19 protein-coding genes are annotated in these 17,304 nt (G+C 70.4%); 5 read left to right on the top strand and 14 right to left on the bottom strand.

Annotation, left to right across the window (positions count from 1 at the left end; translation table 11 throughout):
- Nucleotides 1-244 precede the first annotated feature (244 nt).
- Together AB0G13_RS14590 and AB0G13_RS14585 are read left to right on the top strand one after the other, a co-directional pair.
- Nucleotides 245-496, top strand: coding sequence for a hypothetical protein (locus tag AB0G13_RS14590; protein WP_357873836.1), 252 nt, complete (start codon nucleotides 245-247; stop codon nucleotides 494-496).
- A 147-nt stretch (nucleotides 497-643) separates the two neighbouring features.
- Complete coding sequence (locus tag AB0G13_RS14585) at nucleotides 644-1,705, top strand: IS630 family transposase (protein ID WP_357873924.1); 1,062 nt, start codon at nucleotides 644-646, stop codon at nucleotides 1,703-1,705.
- Here the strand turns inward: AB0G13_RS14585 and AB0G13_RS14580 are convergent.
- The 7 genes from AB0G13_RS14580 to AB0G13_RS14550 form a co-directional block, all read right to left on the bottom strand.
- Nucleotides 1,702-2,055 (bottom strand): hypothetical protein, encoded by a 354-nt coding sequence (locus AB0G13_RS14580; protein WP_357873833.1) that lies wholly within the window; start codon nucleotides 2,053-2,055, stop codon nucleotides 1,702-1,704. The two genes, AB0G13_RS14585 and AB0G13_RS14580, sit on opposite strands and share 4 nt — an antisense overlap.
- A gap of 115 nt (nucleotides 2,056-2,170) precedes the next feature.
- The gene (gene cydC / locus AB0G13_RS14575; protein ID WP_357873831.1) at nucleotides 2,171-3,988 is read right to left on the bottom strand and encodes a thiol reductant ABC exporter subunit CydC; all 1,818 of its coding nucleotides are present in this window, start codon (nucleotides 3,986-3,988) and stop codon (nucleotides 2,171-2,173) included.
- On the bottom strand, nucleotides 3,988-5,709 hold the full coding sequence (locus tag AB0G13_RS14570; protein ID WP_357873828.1) for an ATP-binding cassette domain-containing protein: 1,722 nt from the start codon (nucleotides 5,707-5,709) through the stop codon (nucleotides 3,988-3,990). The genes cydC and AB0G13_RS14570 overlap by 1 nt, the downstream gene beginning before the upstream one ends.
- Entirely contained in the window at nucleotides 5,706-6,509 is an 804-nt protein-coding gene (locus tag AB0G13_RS14565) for an ABC transporter ATP-binding protein (protein ID WP_357873824.1), read from the bottom strand. The genes AB0G13_RS14570 and AB0G13_RS14565 overlap by 4 nt, the downstream gene beginning before the upstream one ends.
- The gene (locus tag AB0G13_RS14560; protein ID WP_357873822.1) at nucleotides 6,506-7,480 is read right to left on the bottom strand and encodes an iron chelate uptake ABC transporter family permease subunit; all 975 of its coding nucleotides are present in this window, start codon (nucleotides 7,478-7,480) and stop codon (nucleotides 6,506-6,508) included. Before AB0G13_RS14560 ends, AB0G13_RS14565 begins: the two co-directional genes overlap by 4 nt.
- A complete protein-coding gene (locus AB0G13_RS14555; protein ID WP_357873819.1) occupies nucleotides 7,477-8,451 on the bottom strand; it encodes an iron ABC transporter permease in 975 nt (324 codons plus the stop codon). The genes AB0G13_RS14560 and AB0G13_RS14555 overlap by 4 nt, the downstream gene beginning before the upstream one ends.
- The gene (locus AB0G13_RS14550) at nucleotides 8,448-9,431 is read right to left on the bottom strand and encodes an ABC transporter substrate-binding protein (protein ID WP_357873816.1); all 984 of its coding nucleotides are present in this window, start codon (nucleotides 9,429-9,431) and stop codon (nucleotides 8,448-8,450) included. Before AB0G13_RS14550 ends, AB0G13_RS14555 begins: the two co-directional genes overlap by 4 nt.
- Nucleotides 9,432-9,491: 60 nt before the next feature.
- Between AB0G13_RS14550 and AB0G13_RS14545 the strand changes: the two genes are divergently transcribed.
- Complete coding sequence (locus AB0G13_RS14545) at nucleotides 9,492-10,124, top strand: SMI1/KNR4 family protein (protein WP_357873921.1); 633 nt, start codon at nucleotides 9,492-9,494, stop codon at nucleotides 10,122-10,124.
- Between the two features lie 124 nt (nucleotides 10,125-10,248).
- Here AB0G13_RS14545 and AB0G13_RS14540 read toward each other — a convergent pair whose 3' ends face one another.
- On the bottom strand, nucleotides 10,249-11,091 hold the full coding sequence (locus tag AB0G13_RS14540; RefSeq protein WP_357873814.1) for an aminopeptidase: 843 nt from the start codon (nucleotides 11,089-11,091) through the stop codon (nucleotides 10,249-10,251).
- Nucleotides 10,986-11,717, bottom strand: coding sequence for a tyrosine-type recombinase/integrase (locus AB0G13_RS14535; protein WP_357873919.1), 732 nt, complete (start codon nucleotides 11,715-11,717; stop codon nucleotides 10,986-10,988). Before AB0G13_RS14535 ends, AB0G13_RS14540 begins: the two co-directional genes overlap by 106 nt.
- 22 nt (nucleotides 11,718-11,739) lie before the next feature.
- On the opposite strand from AB0G13_RS14535, the gene AB0G13_RS14530 reads away from it, so the two are divergent.
- On the top strand, nucleotides 11,740-12,261 hold the full coding sequence (locus AB0G13_RS14530) for a hypothetical protein (protein WP_357873811.1): 522 nt from the start codon (nucleotides 11,740-11,742) through the stop codon (nucleotides 12,259-12,261).
- 249 nt (nucleotides 12,262-12,510) lie between these two features.
- On the opposite strand, the gene AB0G13_RS14525 is transcribed toward AB0G13_RS14530, so the two are convergent.
- The 4 genes from AB0G13_RS14525 to AB0G13_RS14510 form a co-directional block, all read right to left on the bottom strand.
- On the bottom strand, nucleotides 12,511-12,747 hold the full coding sequence (locus tag AB0G13_RS14525) for a hypothetical protein (RefSeq protein WP_357873809.1): 237 nt from the start codon (nucleotides 12,745-12,747) through the stop codon (nucleotides 12,511-12,513).
- Between the two features lie 11 nt (nucleotides 12,748-12,758).
- On the bottom strand, nucleotides 12,759-13,145 hold the full coding sequence (locus AB0G13_RS14520; RefSeq protein WP_357873807.1) for a hypothetical protein: 387 nt from the start codon (nucleotides 13,143-13,145) through the stop codon (nucleotides 12,759-12,761).
- A gap of 506 nt (nucleotides 13,146-13,651) precedes the next feature.
- Nucleotides 13,652-13,864 (bottom strand): hypothetical protein, encoded by a 213-nt coding sequence (locus tag AB0G13_RS14515; RefSeq protein WP_357873803.1) that lies wholly within the window; start codon nucleotides 13,862-13,864, stop codon nucleotides 13,652-13,654.
- Nucleotides 13,865-13,977: 113 nt separating this feature from the next.
- Entirely contained in the window at nucleotides 13,978-14,490 is a 513-nt protein-coding gene (locus AB0G13_RS14510; protein WP_357873800.1) for an NUDIX domain-containing protein, read from the bottom strand.
- Nucleotides 14,491-14,790: 300 nt separating this feature from the next.
- On the opposite strand from AB0G13_RS14510, the gene AB0G13_RS14505 reads away from it, so the two are divergent.
- Nucleotides 14,791-15,159 (top strand): hypothetical protein, encoded by a 369-nt coding sequence (locus AB0G13_RS14505; RefSeq protein WP_357873797.1) that lies wholly within the window; start codon nucleotides 14,791-14,793, stop codon nucleotides 15,157-15,159.
- On the opposite strand, the gene AB0G13_RS14500 is transcribed toward AB0G13_RS14505, so the two are convergent.
- Nucleotides 15,135-16,958: an IS481 family transposase gene (locus AB0G13_RS14500; protein ID WP_357873916.1), complete on the bottom strand. Its 1,824-nt coding sequence runs from the start codon at nucleotides 16,956-16,958 to the stop codon at nucleotides 15,135-15,137. The two genes, AB0G13_RS14505 and AB0G13_RS14500, sit on opposite strands and share 25 nt — an antisense overlap.
- Nucleotides 16,959-17,304: the final 346 nt, after the last annotated feature.

Below are 17,304 nucleotides of genomic sequence, written 5' to 3'. Positions count from 1 at the left end.
TAGGCCGGCTGTCTGGTGTCGTACGGCTTCCCGCACCCGGCCCTCGTCGGGGCCGGGCGGCATCGCGTACCGCCGGGCCCACCACCCGCCCGGACTACGCACTCCGGTAGCAAGCCGCGCAGCGGCGCGGCAGCGATCGCCCCGACCTCGACGGCGGCCCTCCACCCTCGCGATCGTCACAGCGTTGTGGGAGGGCCTTGGAGGGCCGCTGCGAACCCTCTGACAGGTAAGCGATCATCCGCTGATGGATCTCAACGACACTGGCGCGGTGAAGAGCCGCGAGGATCTGGCGGCCTACATTCGGGCGCTCTCCGAGGCGTCGGCTACGCCTCCGGATTCCTGGGAGAACGTCGACCTGCCCCGGTACCTCGAAGCCGCGTCCCGCTGGATCGGCAGCATGGACGGCTGGGCACGCAATCAAGGCCAGGAGCTGCCTGAACAGCCCACCTGGTCGCTGGTGGCAGACATCCTTCGGGCTGCCTGCGTCTACGAGTAGTCGAGCCGCGACATCGGCCCGTGCCGCAGCCAGCCGCGGCTGGCTGCGGTGCGCCGCGCTTGCGCGGCGCCTTGATCCTAATGTCGCGTGTCTGAAGTGATTTGACGGTATTGGGGGCGACAATGAGGCGTGTCTGTCGCTGCCCCGTTGGTACTTCGCCTCGGTGACGGCGCTCGTCTGCGGGAGTTGACGCGTTCGTCTACTGCGCCGGTCGGTCATGTGCAGCGGGCTCGGATGGTGTTGCTGGCCGCCGAGGGCCTGCCGAATACGGAGATCGGTCGGCGGGTCGGAATGACGCGGCAGACGGTGATCGTCTGGCGGGCTCGGTACGAGGCCGGTGGGATCGCCGCACTGGCCGACCTGCCGCGCTCGGGTCGGCCGGGGCGGATAGACGAGGCGGCGGTGGTCGTGTCGACGCTGAACCCGCCGCCGTCGGACCTTGCGGTTACGCACTGGTCGGCTCGGCTGCTCGCGGACCATTTGACCAGGGTTGGGATGCCCGTCAGCTTCGCCGAGGTGGCCCGGATCTGGCGAGCCTGGGGCCTGCAGCCGCATCGCGTTGAGACGTTCAAGTTCTCCACGGACCCGCAGCTGGAAGCCAAGATTCGCGATGTGGTCGGCCTGTATCTGGACCCGCCGGCCAACGCGGTCGTGGTGTGCGTGGACGAGAAGTCGCAGATCCAAGCGCTGGACCGGACCGCGCCGCTGCTGCCGATGCGCTTCGACGCCGCGGAACGCCGTACCCACGACTACCGACGACACGGCACCACCACGCTGTTCGCCGCGCTTGAGGTCGCCACCGGAAAGATCACCGCGGACGTCTGCTACGAGCGGCACTCCAATATCGAGTTCCTGCCCTTCCTCAAGCAGGTCGCCAAGGCCCACCCAAGAGTGAAGCTGCACGTGGTAGCCGACAACTACGCCACCCACAACCACCCGAACGTCAAAGCGTGGCTCGCCAAACATCCGCGGATCACGATGCACTTCACCCCGACCAGCGCGTCCTGGATGAACATGGTGGAGATCTTCTTCGGGATCATCAGCCGGCAGGCCATCCGCCGCGGCAGCTTCACCAGCGTCGCCGACCTGATTGCCGCGATCCGCGTGTTCATCGACGGCTACAACGAGCGCTGTCAGCCATTCCGCTGGACCAAAACCGCTGACCAGGTTCTCGCCAAGGCACAACGCAACCCTTCCGTAGGACGCTAGAGATCACGCCACAGGTGCGGCTCCTGGTAGGCATGCCACCCTCGAAAGAACCAGTCCGTCAGATCCCGCAACCGCTCCAGGCAGTCCTGGTAGTACTGAGCCGGCTCCGGCCGCGGAAAGTTCGGGTGCGCGGTCCACTCCGCCACGAAGTGTGAGACCTCGTAGAACCCCTCAGCCATCCAGCGCGGCAAGTCGTCATGACCCTCACGCTGCTCACAGGCCATCCGCATCGCCTGCTCCAACCGGCTGAACGCCGCCCGGTCCCAAACGAGTTCACAGCGCAGTCGGAGCAGGAAGCTCCCATCCACGGACTCGAACTCTCGCCTCAGCACCGTCAACGCGTCGTCCACGCCCGCATCTTGGCAGCCCGGTACGACACCCTCGGCACTGTCAAACCTCTTCAGACACGTCACACTAAAGAGAGTGTTTCGGCAACGCCGGGACTTGAACCCTGAACCTATGGAATCAAGGGTGTCGTGGTGTGTGCCGGTGGACCGAGAGTTGGTCGGCCAGCAGGCCGGTCAGGGGTTGCCGGTCGCGCAGGTCTTCGAAGGCGCCATCGGCGACGACGCGGCCCGCGTCGAGCATCACGACGCGGTCGGCGCGCATGATGGTGGACAGGCGGTGGGCGATCACCAGGGTCGTCCGCCCGGCGCGGGCGGCGTCGAGGGCCTCAGTGAGGTCACGCTCGGTGCGAGCGTCGAGGTTCGCCACGGCCTCGTCGAGGACGAGGATCGGCGCCTCGGTGAGCAGTGCGCGGGCGACGGCGACCCGGGCCCGCTGGCCACCGGAGAGGGCGCCGCCCCGCTCCCCGACGGGGGTCTCCAGTCCGCGCGGCAGTTCGTCGGCGAACGCGCTGACCTGTGCGGTGTTGGCGGCTCGCCGCAGGTCGGTGTCGGTGGCGTCGGGCCGGCCCAGGCGGATGTTGTCGGCGATCGACCCGGGGAAGAGATGCACGTCCTGGGGCACGACGGTGACCGTGCGCCGGAGGTCGGCGTCGGTGAGGTGCCGCAGGTCGACGCCCCCGACGGTGATCCGGCCAGCGGTGGGGTCGGCGTAGCGCAACAGCAGGTGGACGCAGGTGGACTTGCCGACGCCGGAGGCGCCGACCAGGGCGACGGTCTCGCCGGAACGGATCGTGAACGAGACGCCCGACAGCACCGGACGGCCAGGCAGGTAGCCGAAGTGCACGTCGTCGAAGGCCACCTCGCCACCGGCAGGCGCCGGCAGTGGGTCGGTCGGGGCGGTGACCGGTGCCGGGGCGCGCAGCAGGGTGTCGACGCGGCCAGCCGCGGCGCGGAGGACGCCGGCCTGCTTGAGCAGCAGCGCGACCTGGGCCGCCGGGCCGAGCACGGTTCCAGCGAGGACCACCGCGACCGGTGCGAGTGCGGGGTCCAGACGGCCCGCACCGACACCGTCGGCCACGACCAGCAGCCCGCCGACGCCGGCCACGGCCAGCAGCGCGTCGACGAGCGCTGTCTCCAGGCCCGCCCGGGCGGCGTTGGCCCGCTGCGCCCGGCCGAGCTGCCGGGTCCGCGCGGCCAGGTGGGCGCGCTGCCGGTCCATCGCCCCGAAGACGGTCAGCTCCCGCAGGCCCTGCACGGTGTCGACGATGTCGGCCGTCATGCTGGCCGTCGCCGCCCGGACGCGTGTGCCGTGCCGGTCGGCGTGACGGCGCAGCAGCCACGGCACCACCGTGATCAGGCCGGCCAGCGGCAGCACCACGGCGGGCAACCACGGGTCGATCGACGCGGCGAGCAGCGTGCCGGCGGTCAGGACGACGGTGGCGGTCAGCAGCTGCGCGATCGTGTGCGCGAAGAGCCACTCCAGGGTCTCCACGTCGGACAGTGCGACGGTGGTGAGGTCACCGGAGTGCCTGCCGGCCAGTCCGCCGGGCGCGATCCGGGTGATCGCGTCGTAGACCCGCAGTCGCAGGTCGGCCAGGACCCGGTAGGCCAGGTCGTGCGAGACGAGCATCTCCCACCAGGTGGCCGCGGCGATGACCGCCACCAGCCCGCCGAGCACCGCGGTGACCACGTCGACCGGTGTGGGATCTCCGATCACCGCCCGTCCAAGCAGCCACGCGCCGAGGACCGCTGCGCCGGCGATGGCGAGCTGCCCGACGAGGTTCGCCGCCAGGGTCGCCCAGAAGGCCCCGGAGTGCCCCGCGATCGCAGGCAGCAGCCGCCGCAGCGCACCAGGCTTCCGGCCGCCGGGCTCGGGCTCCGCGGCACGGCCGGTCGACGGGGCGGCCGGGTCGGATGCGAGGTCCGTCGTGACCATCAGGGCACCTCCTGCGCGGTGATGAGTTCTTCGTAGGCGCGGGTGGTGCGCAACAGGTCGTCGTGGCTGCCGGTGGCGGTGATCCGGCCGTCCTGCATCAGCGCGATCCGATCGGCGTGCCGGACGCTGGCGAGACGATGGGCGATGACCAGGCAGGTGCGCCCGCGCGTGGCGTCGGCCAGCGCCGTCACGATTTCGGCTTCCTGTCGTCTGTCCAGGTGGGAGGTGGCCTCGTCGAGGACGAGCACCGGGGTGTCGGCGAGCAGCGCGCGGGCGATGGCCAGTCGCTGCCGCTGCCCGCCCGACAGGGTGGCGCCGCGCTCGCCGACCGCTGTCGCGTATCCGTCTGGCAGGGCCGTGATGAAGTCGTGTGCGCCGGCGGCGCGGGCGGCGGCCCGCAGCTCGGCGTCGGTGGCGTCCGGGCGGGCCAGGCGCAGGTTCTCCGCCACCGTGCCATGGAAGAGGTACGTCTCCTGCGCGACCACGGTCACCGTCCGGCGCAGCGCGTCCCGCGTGAGGTCGCGCAGGTCGACGCCGTCCACGGTGATCCGACCGGTGTTCGGGTCGAGGTGCCGCAGCAGCAGGCTGGCCAGGGTCGACTTGCCCGCGCCGGACCGGCCGACCACCGCGACGGTCTCGCCGGGGGCCAGCCGCAGCGTCACGTCCCTCACCGCCGGCGACTCCCGGTCGGGGTAGCGGTAGGTGACTGCCTCGACGGCGACCGCCGGACCCTCGGCGAAACGGGGGGCGACGCGGCCGGTGTGTGTCACCGGGGCCGGCGCGGTGAGCAGGTCGGTGAGGCCGTCGACGGCGGTGATGCCGAGGTAGCCGGCGTGCCAGTGCGCGCCCAGGTCACGCACCGGCCGGAAGCACTCCACCGAGACCAGCAGCACCAGGAACACGGTGGCCGCGTCGGCTCGGCCGCCGCTCGCGGCCACGGCCGCCGCGACGGTCGCCGCGGCGATTCCGGCCTGGATGAGCAGGGCGCTGATCCCGCTTTCGATCAACGACAGCCGCAGCTGCGTCATGGTGGTGGCGTGCAGGTCGCGGTTGCGCGCCTCGATGCGGTCGCGCATCCGGCCGACCGCGCCGAAGGCCCGCAGGGTCGCGGCACCCTGGAGGGTGTCGAGGAAGTCGGCGGCGAGCGCGGTGAAGGCCGCCCACCGTCCCCGACCCCGCCGCAGGAGGGTGGCGTCCCACACCCGCGGGACGGTCAGCACCAGCAGCACGGCGGTGCCGAGCAACGCCGCGGCGACGGGCGCGACGGTGGCCAGCCACCCCACCAGCGCCGTCGGGACGGTCACCGTGATGAGCACCTGCGGGACATAGCGGCTGTAGTAGGCGTCGAGCCCTTCCACGCCGTCGACCAGCGTGGCCTGCGTACGCCCGGTGCGCGCCCCGGTCAGCCAGGCCGGGCCCAGCTCGGCCAGCCGCGCCACCAACCGGTCGCGCAGCCGGGCACGGATCCGGGCGCCCGCCGTGGCCGTCGCGACCTCCCGCCAGTACAGCAGCACGGCCCGGGTCGCGATCACGGCGAGTACTCCGGCCAGCAGCGGGGGAGTGGCGTCGAGGTCACGGCGCGCCACCGCCGCCAGCGCCGCAGCGAGCAGCAGCGCCTGGCCGACGTACGCGCCCGAGACCGCCACGCCCAGCGCCGCGCACCCGGCCACCGGTGCGGCGACGGCGCCGCCGAGTCGCACCAACTCCCGATGGACGATCACGCCGCCTCCACCGGGGTATCCGCCAGCGCCCGGACGGTGCCGGTGTGCGCGTCGGTGACCACCCGCCCGCGTACGCCGAACACCGTGGCGAGCAGGTCCGGGGTGACCACCTCGACAGGCGGCCCGTCGGCGGCGACCCTGCCCTCGGCCAGCGCCACGACCCGGTCGGTGAACCGGGCGGCGTGGTCCAGTTCGTGCAGCACCGCCACCACGGTCAGGCCCCGCTCGGCATGCAGGCGGCGGACCAGCGACAGCACCTCCAGCTGGTGCCGTACGTCGAGGAAGGTGGTCGGCTCGTCCAGCAGCAGCACCGGGGTCTGCTGCGCGAGCGCGAGCGCGAGGCGGACCCGCTGGCGTTCCCCGCCGCTGAGCGTGTCCACCTCCCGCGCGGCGAGCCGCGCCACGTCCGCCGCGTCGAGTGCGGCGACCGCTTCGGCGTCCTCCGGGCGCCACAGCATCCCCAACGTCCCCCGGTGCGGGTAGCGGCCCTGCGCGACGAGTTGCCGAACGGTCATCCCCGGCATCGGCGGTAGCTGTTGGTGCAGCACGGCCACCTGCCGCGCCACGTCCCGCCGGCGCATCTCGTGTGCCGGGCGGCCGTGCAGCAGGACCCGCCCGCTCTCCGGCGAGTCGATGCCGGCGAGCAGCCGCAGCAGGGTCGACTTGCCGCAGCCGTTGCGGCCCACGAGCGCCACGCACTCACCGGGACGGATGACCAGGGACACCCCGTCGAGCACCGGCTGGACCCGGTCCCGGTACCGATACCGGACCTCCTCCGCCGCGAACACCGGTTGCGTCATGACACCTCCACGTGAGACGACCTGCGTGCCACCACGACCAGGGCCACCGCCCCGAGCAGCGCGGTCACCGCGCCCGCCGGCACGCCCAGCCGCTGTGCGGCCGATCCGGACTGCACCACCACCGTCAACACCTGCGCGAGCGCGTCCGCACCCGCGACCGCGCTCGCCCCGAGCAGCGCGCCGGCCGGCAACGCCCGGCGCAGGTCCGCCCCGCACATCGCCCGGGCCACGTGGGGCACGACCAGCCCGACGAAGGCCAGCGCGCCGGCCAGCGCGACGGCCCCGGCAGCCAACGCCACCGCCAGCGCGAGGCCGACCGCGCGGGCCGGGCGGGGCGGTACACCGAGCGCGACGGCGTGCCCGTCACCGGCGGCCAGCACGCCCAGCGGGGCCGAGCACAGCCAGGCCAGCACCAGCGACGCGACCAGCCACGGCCACGCGGTCTGCACGTGCGCCCAGACCCGGCCGTCGGTCGAGCCGACCAGCCAGCGCATCGCGTTGCCGAACCGACCCGGCTGGTACGCCAGCAACAGCGTGGTGACCCCGGCCAGCGCCGCCGACCCGAGCAACCCGTACGCCGCCACCTCCGTCGTCGAGCCGCGCCGCGCCAGCAGCCACATCAGCGCGCCACCGAGGGCGCCACCGGCCAGCGCGGCAAAGAGCGCGCCGGCGGCCGAATCCGCGGGCACCAGCCCGATCTGGATGCCGGTGAGCACGCCGAGCACCGCGCCCGGACTCACCCCCGTCAGCTCCGGCGCGGCCAGCGGGTTGCGCAGCACGGCCTGCAACAGCAACCCGGCCGCACCCAGCCCGGCACCGGCGAGCAGCGCGGTGGCCAGGCGAGGCAGCCGCAGCTCGACGAGTATCCGCTGCTCCAACGGGTCCAGCTGCGGCCAGTTCACACCATGGCCCACGGCCAGTTCCGCGAGGGCCGCCGCGAGCAGCGCCCCGACCGCCCACCACCACCTCACGACGTGCTCCGTCGCGCCAGCATGAGCAACCCGGCGACGATGCCGACGGCCGCCGTCCACGCGCCGAGCGGAGTCTCCGCCGGGGCGAAGACGTGTCGAGCGGCGAGGTCGGCAACCGTGGTGAACAGCGCGCCGATCGCCGCCGCCCAGGGCAGCAGGAGGCGCGCGTCGGCGGCCGGGCGCAGCCGGCGGGCAGCGTGGGGCGCGACGAAACCGATCCAGGCGATCGGTCCGCACGGTCCCACCACCACGGCGACCAGGACGGCGGCGAGCCCCAGCACGGCGATCCGGGCCCGGCCCACGTGCAGCCCGACGGCCGCCGCCGCCTCGTCACCGAGGCGCAGCACCCCGAGCGCGGGCAACGCCAGCACGGCCAGCGGCACGCACGCCAGCAACCACGGCAGCGTCAGCCGGGCGTGGTCCCAGGTGATCCCCGTGAGGCTGCCGACCAGATACCGGAACAGCGTGTCGTACTGCAGCCGGTCGGCAGCCGCCATCACGGCCAGCAGCACCGCCTGCAACGCGGTGGAGACCGCCGCGCCGATCAGCAGCACCGCGCCCGGGCCGCGACCCGTGCCGGCAGCGGCCAGACACACCGCACCCCCACACACCGCCCCGACCAGCGCCACCACCGGCTGTAGCGCCACCGGGACCGGCAACGCCCAGACCACCGTCACCGCCGCTGCCAGGGCACCGCCGGTGGACACCCCCAACAGTTCCGGCACAGCCAGCGGATTGCGCAGTGCCGCCTGCATCAGCAGCCCCGCCGCCCCGACCGCCGCGCCGCCCAGGAGGGCGAGCAGCAGCCGTGGCATCCGCAGCTCCCACAGCACCACCCGCGCGACGTCCGCCTCTGCTGGCAGGCTCACGCCCAGGGTCAACCCGACCGCGACGGCGAGGGCGGCCACCAGCGTCAACGCCGCCGACCAGCGCGGCACCGGCCGGGGCACGGCGACGTCGAGCGCCGTCATGCGGTCGCCTTGGCGACCGCCTCGTCGAGAATCAACCCCAACGCGCGGGTGCCCCGGCCCGAGGCCCACAGCTCCGCCGGCACCTCGTGCGCCCGGCCCTCCCGCACTGCCGTGATCCGCTTCCACACGGGGTTGGCGGCGTACTGGGCCGACACCGTCTTGGCGTCCGGGCCGAAGGTGAACGACTGGATGAACACGATGTCCGGGTCGCGCGTGAGAATCTCCTCCACGTTGTACGCCTGCGCGGTGTCGAAGCCGCCGCCCTTGCTCGGCCACGGGTAGTCGAACACCTGCGACAGCAGGTGGCCGAGCAGGTCGTCGGAGGTGTTGACCCCGATCGACGTGCCGCCGTACATCGCCAGCGCGGTCGTCCTGTTCAGCCCCCGCTCGGTCGAGGTGGCTCGGGCGGCGGCGAGCCGGTCGCGGAACGCCCGCTCGGCCAGCACCTGCTGGGCGCCGCGGTCGGTGAGCGTCGCCACGTCGCGTAGGTAGCGCACCGAGTCCTCGTACGTCTTCACCTCGACCAGCCATAGCGGCGCGAACTTCTCGATCGCCGGGCGAAGCTGGTCGTGCGCTCCAGCGAGACCCATGACGAGGTCCGGCTTCGCGGCGGCGATCGCCGCCACGTCCTCGTTGCCGAACATGCCTGGCAGGGTGGGCACGGCCCTGCCGGCCTCCCCGAGGTAGTCGGGACGGGCGACGAGCTTCGGCGTGGTGGTCGCCGCCGGCGTCAGACCCAGTTCCACCAGCGCGTCGTCGCACAGCCCGGTCAGGCAGACGATCCGGTCCGGCTTCGACTTCAGGCTGACCGTCTGCCCGCGTGCGTCAGTCAGGCTCAACGCATGGGTCACCGCCTGCACCGGCGGCGCGGAGGGCGCGGGGGCGGCAGCGGGTTGTGACGGTGCGGAGGGACCGGCGCAGCCGGTCAGGGTGACACCGGCGGCGAGCAGGGAGGCCAGGGCGAGACGTAGTCGTGTCACAACCAAAAACTTTCGTCGGGAGGCAGGGCAACGCGGTAACGATAACGGTTGTCATAAGCGATTCCGTTTCGGGGTCGCCGCAGGCTGCGAGCTGGACGGAGGCGACCACTGGCACCGCTGGGCGCGACCCTGCCCAAGCAGTACAAGGCATTCATGATGCGCTACGGCAGCGGGCAGTTCGGATCCCTCGACCTGCTGCCCATAGCCACAGCAGCGTCCGCGCACCACTTCGACGACGTCCTCTCCGTCAGTCAGGCCGAGTTCCCGGATGGGTCCTTCGTTGCAGTGGCACCCGTCGGCACAGGCGACTACTGGTGCTTCCGTCCTCGACGGCCGGTGCAGCGACGAGGTGTGGTTCCACTACCACGACGCCGACGACCCGACGCTGGAGGCACCAGACTTTCTGGATTTCGTAGCACGGCGCGGTACTCAGCCCTGACCCAGACAGGCACCACGGTCGACGCCACAACCCTGCCTCTCGGAAGAAGCGGGGCGCTGCCCCGACCCTCCCTCAGAGACCGCAACGGGTCTCCTCGCTCGGGCACACCCCAAGGGGCTGCCCGAGAACCCCGGCCAGGTCAAGGCCAAGCCGCTACGCGGTCGCCTACGGCGAGCCTCGACCCGACCGAGAACCCCGGGCAGGAACATGCCTGCCCGACCGAGGAGACCCTGCCCACCGCACAGCCCGCTTGACAAACGCCATTGAAACTCGTCCGGTGGGCGCTCCACCTTGTCCCCGTCCGGGGAGGCTGGACGGTCTACGACTGCCCGACGAGGAGATCCACTCCCCGAGAGATTTACCTTGCCAGGCCTCGACCTAGGAAGCGGCAGCCTCGCGGGAACTGCGCAATGCGCCGACGGCCACCAGTCCCACGCCGGCGAGCGCGATTGCCGCCTCTATGGCCGACGACACCTGAGGGAAGCCCTCCGTTGGCGTGCGCACCGCCACCCCTACGGTCAGGAGGGTGCCGTTGGGAGGGTTGGCTGTAACCCACCAGGCTGACCACGCCGCAGCGAGATCCGCGTAAGCGTGAGCCGCTTCGAGTGATAGCAGGAACAACCCCGCTGGGAGCAGCCAACGCCGGTCGGCCCGCCACCCTGACAGTGCGAGTGCCCCCATGGTCACGAGGGCAGCGAGCAGCGCCGGCCACACCGTCCCGAGTAGGTCGAGCAGCGGATAACGGCCAAACTCCCGCGCGGCGCTCAGCCCGAACCAGGCGAGTAGCAGCAGCGCGAGGACTGTCGTCGCCACACCCCGCCTCCTGCCACGTGACGGTAGCGCCAACACACCGGCCGCGAGACAGAGAACGCCAAGCATCAGACCCAGCGCGGCGAGCCTTTCCCGGTCGATCATCACCCGCCAACGCGCCAACACGGACGTCTTCGCTACCCCTTGGCCGTATGTCAGCCAGCCTGCTTCATCGACCTGCTCCTGGTACCAGAGCAGTCTCACCGCCACCACGGCAAGTAGCCCGATACCGGCGGCGAAGACCCACCTCACGCGGCGTGCACCTCGGTCTACCAGGACGTAGCCGAGCAGTGCGAGCAGCATGATCAGGCCGAACTGCAGCGACGCCGCTGGTATGGCGAGGAGCGCCGCCGCAACCGAGAGCAGACCAGCCGCGACGGATGCAACGAGCAGGCCGAACGTAAGACGCACAGCGAAGATCGTGACACATGAGCCGGAAGTGCGCGTGGCCTCAGAATGTGGAGTGGGCCGGGATCGGCACCGATTCGTCGGATAACCGAATGGCGAGAGGCCGCTGCCGGCGTGAGCGACTGTCGGGCCTTGACGTTCGCGCCGGCCGCCACGGCGAGACTTGCCGCCGTGTGCCGCAGGTCGTGCGGAGTGAGCCCGGCCAGCCCGACCGACGCCGCCGCCGGCCCGCATACCCGCGTCCGGAAGTTGGTGTTGCCCAACGGCTCGCCGTTCGGGGCGGTGAACACCAGCGCGTCCCGACGCTTTGCGGCGACGTGCGCGGCCAGCTCGTCGACGAGGAACCGCGGAATCGGCACCGACCGGCGCTGATGATTCTTCGGCGTGCCCTCGACCAGCTCCCCGCCAACCTCCGCGAAGGCCACCGCCACCGTCACCCGGCGCCGCAGCAGATCCAGCCGCGACACCCGCAGCGCCGATGCCTCACCCCACCGCAGCCCGGTGGAGACGAGGAACCGCACCAGCAGCCCGTACCGCCCGCACGCCTCCGCGAGCATCGCCACCTGGTCGTGGTCAAGGCGGCCCGCAAGCGGGCCGCGCCGGCCGGCCGCTAGGACTACCCAACGCAGAAACTTGTCCTACCCTCAGCCCATGCCGCAGCAGGTGTTAGCCCGCTCTGCCGTAGTCGGGGTGGTGCTGGTCGGTGCTCTGGCGCTGTGCGGCCTGACCGTGAAGGGTCTCAGCACGGCCGTTAGCCTGGCTGATGAAGCCGAGTGCACAGAGAGCGATCACCAGCTCGCGGAGCAGTTGACGCGAGACCCTTTGCTGACATCGCCTCCGCCCGGCACCACCCTCGACCGCGTCGGGCAGCTTCCGTGCGGCGATGAGAGCAACCCATGGCGGCGTGTTAGGGCGGAGATCGGCTTGCCGCCGGGCACGTCGATGGACCCGGTCCTTCGCCACTACCGCGGGTTGTTGACAGCGGGCCATTGGAGAATCTCGCCGGAGCCGGGAAAGACGAACCTGTTCTGCGCGGACCGCGTGATCAACGAGCAGCAGGTCCGTCTGCTTCTCGGGTATGGGCGGGCTATGCCAGGCCCTCAGACCTATGGCGAGCTCGGGATCGAGGTCAACTTTCTGCCTGATGGGGAGAACCTTAGCTGCCACGGATGACGGCATGTGCCGGCTGTACAGCCATCCGTACAGCCAAGCCGGCAGACCGAGCCGGTCATGAGTGGACGCGGGCCGACGGGACGAGCAGGTCAGCCGCGGGAGCCGACGCCCGCTGACAGCAGTCTTGATCTTCGCAAGGCAGGGGTTAGGGGTTCGAGTCCCCTGGGCTCCACCACATCATCCGGCCAGGTCACGGGCTGTCTTCTCCTCCGGTAGGCTGCCCCGCTGATCGAGGATCGTCTTTGGTAGTCAGCGGATCGTCAGCAGGTCCACCGAAGACCCTGCGCACCGAATCGTGGAAGTCCGCTGGGGTACGCAGTCGACCGCTTCCCGCTTGGTGGTGAACTCCGCTGACCATTCCATGCCGTCGCGGTCGGTCCAGGTCGCGCGGAACTTGAACGGCCCGACCTCCGCGACCTGGCCGAGGAGCCCAGCCAGCCGTTTGCCCTCTAGGCGCTTGACGCCCCGGCGGCCGAGGGTGACCACGCCGGCAAGCCTTACTCCTCGGCCCAGAACCCGGGGAAGCGGGCCCGCACCAGCTCGATCAGACCCGGGTCGACCTGCCGGATGACCCGGACGACGGGCGGGCCGTCCAACCCGTCGAGCACGTACATGCCGAGCACGTGGGAGACCTCGTACCCGTCAGGGCCGGAGTAGTCCAGGAGGTCACGGCAGAACAGGCAGAAGCGCCGGACCAGGTCACGGTCGAGGTCGACCAGGCCGAGGTCCTCGACCAGCGGACCGACGGCGTGCAGCGCGTATTCGAACTGGTCCACCGGTTGCGGCATCCGGTCGGCGTCGATCGCGCGTTGCAGCTCGGTGCAGACCAGGTCCGTGATGTGCTCCCGGGCCTCCGGGAAGTGTTGCCACGCGAGGTCTCCCACCGGGCCGAAAGCCCAGGGCTGAGCTGACATCCACCATCTCCAGGCGAGGCTGTATCCGACAGCGAAAGAACCTGTGGCCGTCACTGGTAGAGGCGCACTTTACCGGTGAGGTCCGAGGCGGTGCTCAGTGGCGCATGTCAAGGCCGAGATCATCGGGCACAGATCCGGCACAACTGAGGGCGGGAAGGCGTGCGAAGCGTGAAGAGACGCCGAGAGTCGAAGCGCAAGTCACACGGCCGATACACCCGATTTCACCCGATCGCGGACCGCTTCACGCCGTGGGGGTTCAAGCCTCAGCCCCACGTGAGCCCGTGCCCGATACAGCGGTCAACACCGGCCAGCGGAGGTCCATCGTAGAGCTCTGCGTTGTTGCCCGTGCCTCCATGCCCGGCCAGCACCACGGTTGAGGGCCGCGAACTCCAACCCTCGTCGGAGCCAACCGTCCGTTGGCGGATCAGGTGACCACGTGGCGCGTCCGAGCCGCTGCGGTCCCAGGAAGTTGCCGCTTACGTGCTATTAGGGGTTTGCCCGCTTCGCCATACCTCACCCTGCGCCCCATGACGCTCGGCCGCGTATCGCGCCTGGGCGGATGCGGCATCGCGCGCCGCAGCCGAATCCTCATGTGAGGAGAGCCGCTTGCGGTCTCGCCAGCCCACAAAGACGAACGCCGCGATCAGCAACACCACGAACACAGTGAGAGCCACCACCACAGCTGTCATGCCATCGAAGCTACGACATGCCCACCAAGGATCGGTGCTGCCAGCCAGCTTGGGGGGCCAATTGACTGGCGGAGGTTGCACGCGAGAGGTAGCGCTAGCGGGGGACGAAGGGTTCAGCAGTCGCCTGGCATGATCAGCGCGTCATGTTGCTCCCCGGGGCGGGCGAACCAGGCGGCGCCATCGAGGTTGTTCAGGGTGGTCTTAATCCGGAGCTTGGCGGTTGCTTCCATCTCTGGCAGTGCCCGAGCGGGGAACCATCCGACGGCTGATGTCTCGTCGTCGTTGACGCGTTTTTGGCCGCTCTTGGGGCGGCAGCGGAACCACGCGTTCAGGTACTGGCAGGAGTCCCCGTTGGGGTAGGTGCGTGGGTAGAGTGCTACGCCCGCGATGCTCTGGACAACAACCTGTACGCCGGTCTCTTCCTCTACTTCACGGATAACGGCGTCTGCGGGCTGCTCGCCCGGCTCGACTGCTCCTGCTGGCAGCGACCAACAGCCGTTGTCAGAGCGCCGGACGAGGAGGACTTCGTCGTCGTCGTTGCAGACGACGCCGCTGACCGAGGGCAGCATCAGTAGCTGTTGCCCGACCTTGGCACGCAGTTTCCGGAGATGAGAGGAGATCGCCATCGAAGGAGACTACCGCCCGAATGATCATGTGACGGGGCAAAAGGGGTGCCGCAATCGGCAAAGGATCCCGTCCCCACATCCGGCGAAGACCGCTGCGCTGATCATCTCGCGCATCTGGTGGGACGCCGGTGCAAAGCATCAGCCGTGATACGACACCAGAGCAGCGCGAGTGTCTAGTCCCAGTTGATGCTTGACGTTTCCGTCCCAGCTGATGCCGGACAGGTGGCCTAGGGATATCGAGGGCATCGTAACGGTGGTGATCGGCTGGGGGCGGTCTGGGATCCTGGCCGTATGGAGAGTGTGGATCCGGGCGGGCCGCTGAGTGACCTGGAGATCCGGGAGTTGACGCGGTTGCTGGCACGGTTCGCGTCGCACGATTTGGACCAGTGGGAGAACTGGCGTATCGACACCTCGTATGGTCCGGTGTTCATGTCGGTCAGCCGAAAGTTGCTGCCGGGCTGGCCGGAGGATGCGTTCACCACGATCTGGCCGATGCCTGGGCACCTGGCCGAGGACGGTCCGAGGGGTTGGACGGTGTGGCGGCAGGACGACAACGGCAATCGGTACGAGGTCTCCCGACATGACACCCGGGCGGAGGCGGACGCAACCGCCGCCGTGATGGTGGCACGAGGTCACAAGCAGACCTATTGGGTCGCCCGATCGGCCTGAGCCCCGACGCCGGCGGCCAGGTCGGTCTTGCGGGGTCGATGGGCTTTGATGCTGCGGATCGGTTGGTCGTTGGTCCGCCGGAATGTGCGCGGCCCGTCGTCGCATTCGACGGTGAGGGTGGTGTCGGTGACGTCGATGGTGACGGTCTTGCCGGCATGGACGCGGCCGAGGGCGATCTTTTGGCCGACGACCATGACGACTCCGCTGTTGGAGGCCCGCCGCTGCACCCTGGTGGGTCCGGTGGCGGGTTGTGGGGGTGGTCCGGCCGGGCGGGCACCGCGCAGCCGGATCACCTCGTCGGGGGTGAGCGGGTTGGGGCGGGTGCGTAGGAGTTGGCGGGTTTCCAAATGGAAAAACGTCAGGGTGGTGGCGTCGATGCGGATGCCGACGCGGCGGCCGCCGAGGATTTCGGCGGCAAGGAGGATGTGCTGGCCGAGGGAGACGCTGCCGCTGCGGCTGACGGTCCGTTCGACCTCCACCACGCCCGGGCGGCCCGCCGTGTCGACGGGCAGCGGTGATGGCCCGGCTGGACGGCCGCCGTTGCGGGCCAACATGGCCAGGTCGGTCACCGATAGGTGTGAGCGCACGGACTTGATCCGGGCGCCGGCGATGAGCAGGTGGATGACGTCGGTGTCGGCCCAGAACCTGACTGTCACGCCGGATCGGGCTGAGCCGAGCCAGAACTGTTTGCCGGCGACCTGCAGGTTGCCCGAGGGCGGCACGACCCGATCGAACTCGACCGGCCCGCGGTAGTCGACGGCCGGCGGCGGCGGTTCATGGTCGTCGACAGCCGCCATCGCGGTCAGGTCGACGGGCGGGGCGGTCGGTGCGGCCTCGCCGACTGCGTCGGCGAGGAAGCCGGGCAGCTTCACCGGCATCAGCCGTTGATCCGGGCCGGTTGCGGGGCGGAACCGGTCGGCCGGGAACGCCATATCCAGGGATTGGTGCGGCCGGTCGGTGTTGTATTCGTGCCGGAACGCATTCACCGCGGCCTGCGCCGCCGCCAGGTCGGCGAACAACCCGGCGTCGTCCAGCAGCTCTCGCCGCAGCGTCTGGTGGAAGCGTTCCACCTTCCCCGTCGTGGTCGGGGAAGCGGGCTGGGTCAGCCGGTGCACGACCCCGTTCTCTCGGCAGATCCGGTCGAACAGCACCTCCCCGCCCTTGCCGAACCGGTCGGTGAACTGCTTGCCGTTGTCCGTCAACAACTCCTCAGGCACCCCGAACCGGGCCAGCCCCTCGGCCAGGGCCAGACACACCGCACGGCCGGTCGCCCGACGGACCACCTTCGCGATCACCGCGAACCGGGAATGGTCGTCCACCCCGGTGACCACCTTGGCCTCGGTGCCGTCAGCGAGGATGATCCCGCCGACGATGTCCATCTGCCACAGCTCCATCGGCCGCGACCGTTCCCACCGCACATAGTCGCCCCGGCCACGGCGACGTTTGACCACCACGTGCAACCCGTGCCTGGCCAGGATCCGATAGACCGTCATCCGCGACGGCACCGGACCCGGACAGCCGTTGCGGCCCAGCTCGAACGCGATCCGCCGCGCACCCCACCGCGGGTGTTCCCGCCGCAGCTCACACACCGCAGCCTCCACCTCCGGCGACGTCTGATGCGGACACGAGTCCGGCCGGTGCGACTGGTCCTGCAACCCGGACAGGCCCGCCTCGTCATAGCGACGCAGCCACGCGTGAACGCTCTGCCGCGACACCCCCATCCGCCCTGCGACCTCGCCAACCCGGTCCCCAGCCTTCACCGCGAGAACTGCCCGATATCGCTGCTCCACCACTGACATCTGCACCAGCGCCAATCCCGGCCCCCTGACCTCGCGATGCCCGCAAACATCACGCGATCAAGAAGCCGAACACGGCCACTGTCAAGCATCAGGTGGGACGCGGGTGTAAAGCCTCAGCCGGGACAGGACACCAGAGCAGCGCGAGTGTCTAGTCCCACCACATGCTTGACGGCAGAGCAGCGCGAGTGTCTAGTCCCACCACATGCTTGACGGATACGTCCCAGGACATGATTGACGTTCGGTCTAGAACATTGTCCTGATGAGGGCGGGCGTTCAGAGATCAATGTGCTGTTCGACGGCGGTCGGGTCATCTGGCTCGCCGAAGCGGAGGGTGGCGTGCGCTGGC

Origin of the sequence: Micromonospora sp. NPDC023633 (assembly GCF_040640035.1) — a bacterium.
Taxonomy (GTDB): domain Bacteria; phylum Actinomycetota; class Actinomycetes; order Mycobacteriales; family Micromonosporaceae; genus Micromonospora.
Note: the sequence above shows the minus strand (reverse complement) of the source record. Positions and strands in the feature narration are given on the sequence as shown.

Excerpts from the sequence above, each read along its gene's own strand:
- AB0G13_RS14590 (WP_357873836.1), top strand. The coding sequence starts at position 245 with ATGGATCTCAACGACACTGGCGCGGTGAAGAGCCGCGAGGATCTGGCG.
- AB0G13_RS14565 (WP_357873824.1), bottom strand. The coding sequence starts at position 6,509 with ATGACGCAACCGGTGTTCGCGGCGGAGGAGGTCCGGTATCGGTACCGG.
- AB0G13_RS14510 (WP_357873800.1), bottom strand. The coding sequence starts at position 14,490 with ATGGCGATCTCCTCTCATCTCCGGAAACTGCGTGCCAAGGTCGGGCAA.
- AB0G13_RS14530 (WP_357873811.1), top strand. The coding sequence starts at position 11,740 with ATGCCGCAGCAGGTGTTAGCCCGCTCTGCCGTAGTCGGGGTGGTGCTG.
- AB0G13_RS14515 (WP_357873803.1), bottom strand. The coding sequence starts at position 13,864 with ATGACAGCTGTGGTGGTGGCTCTCACTGTGTTCGTGGTGTTGCTGATC.
- AB0G13_RS14500 (WP_357873916.1), bottom strand. The coding sequence starts at position 16,958 with ATGTCAGTGGTGGAGCAGCGATATCGGGCAGTTCTCGCGGTGAAGGCT.
- cydC (WP_357873831.1), bottom strand. The coding sequence starts at position 3,988 with ATGGTCACGACGGACCTCGCATCCGACCCGGCCGCCCCGTCGACCGGC.
- AB0G13_RS14555 (WP_357873819.1), bottom strand. The coding sequence starts at position 8,451 with ATGACGGCGCTCGACGTCGCCGTGCCCCGGCCGGTGCCGCGCTGGTCG.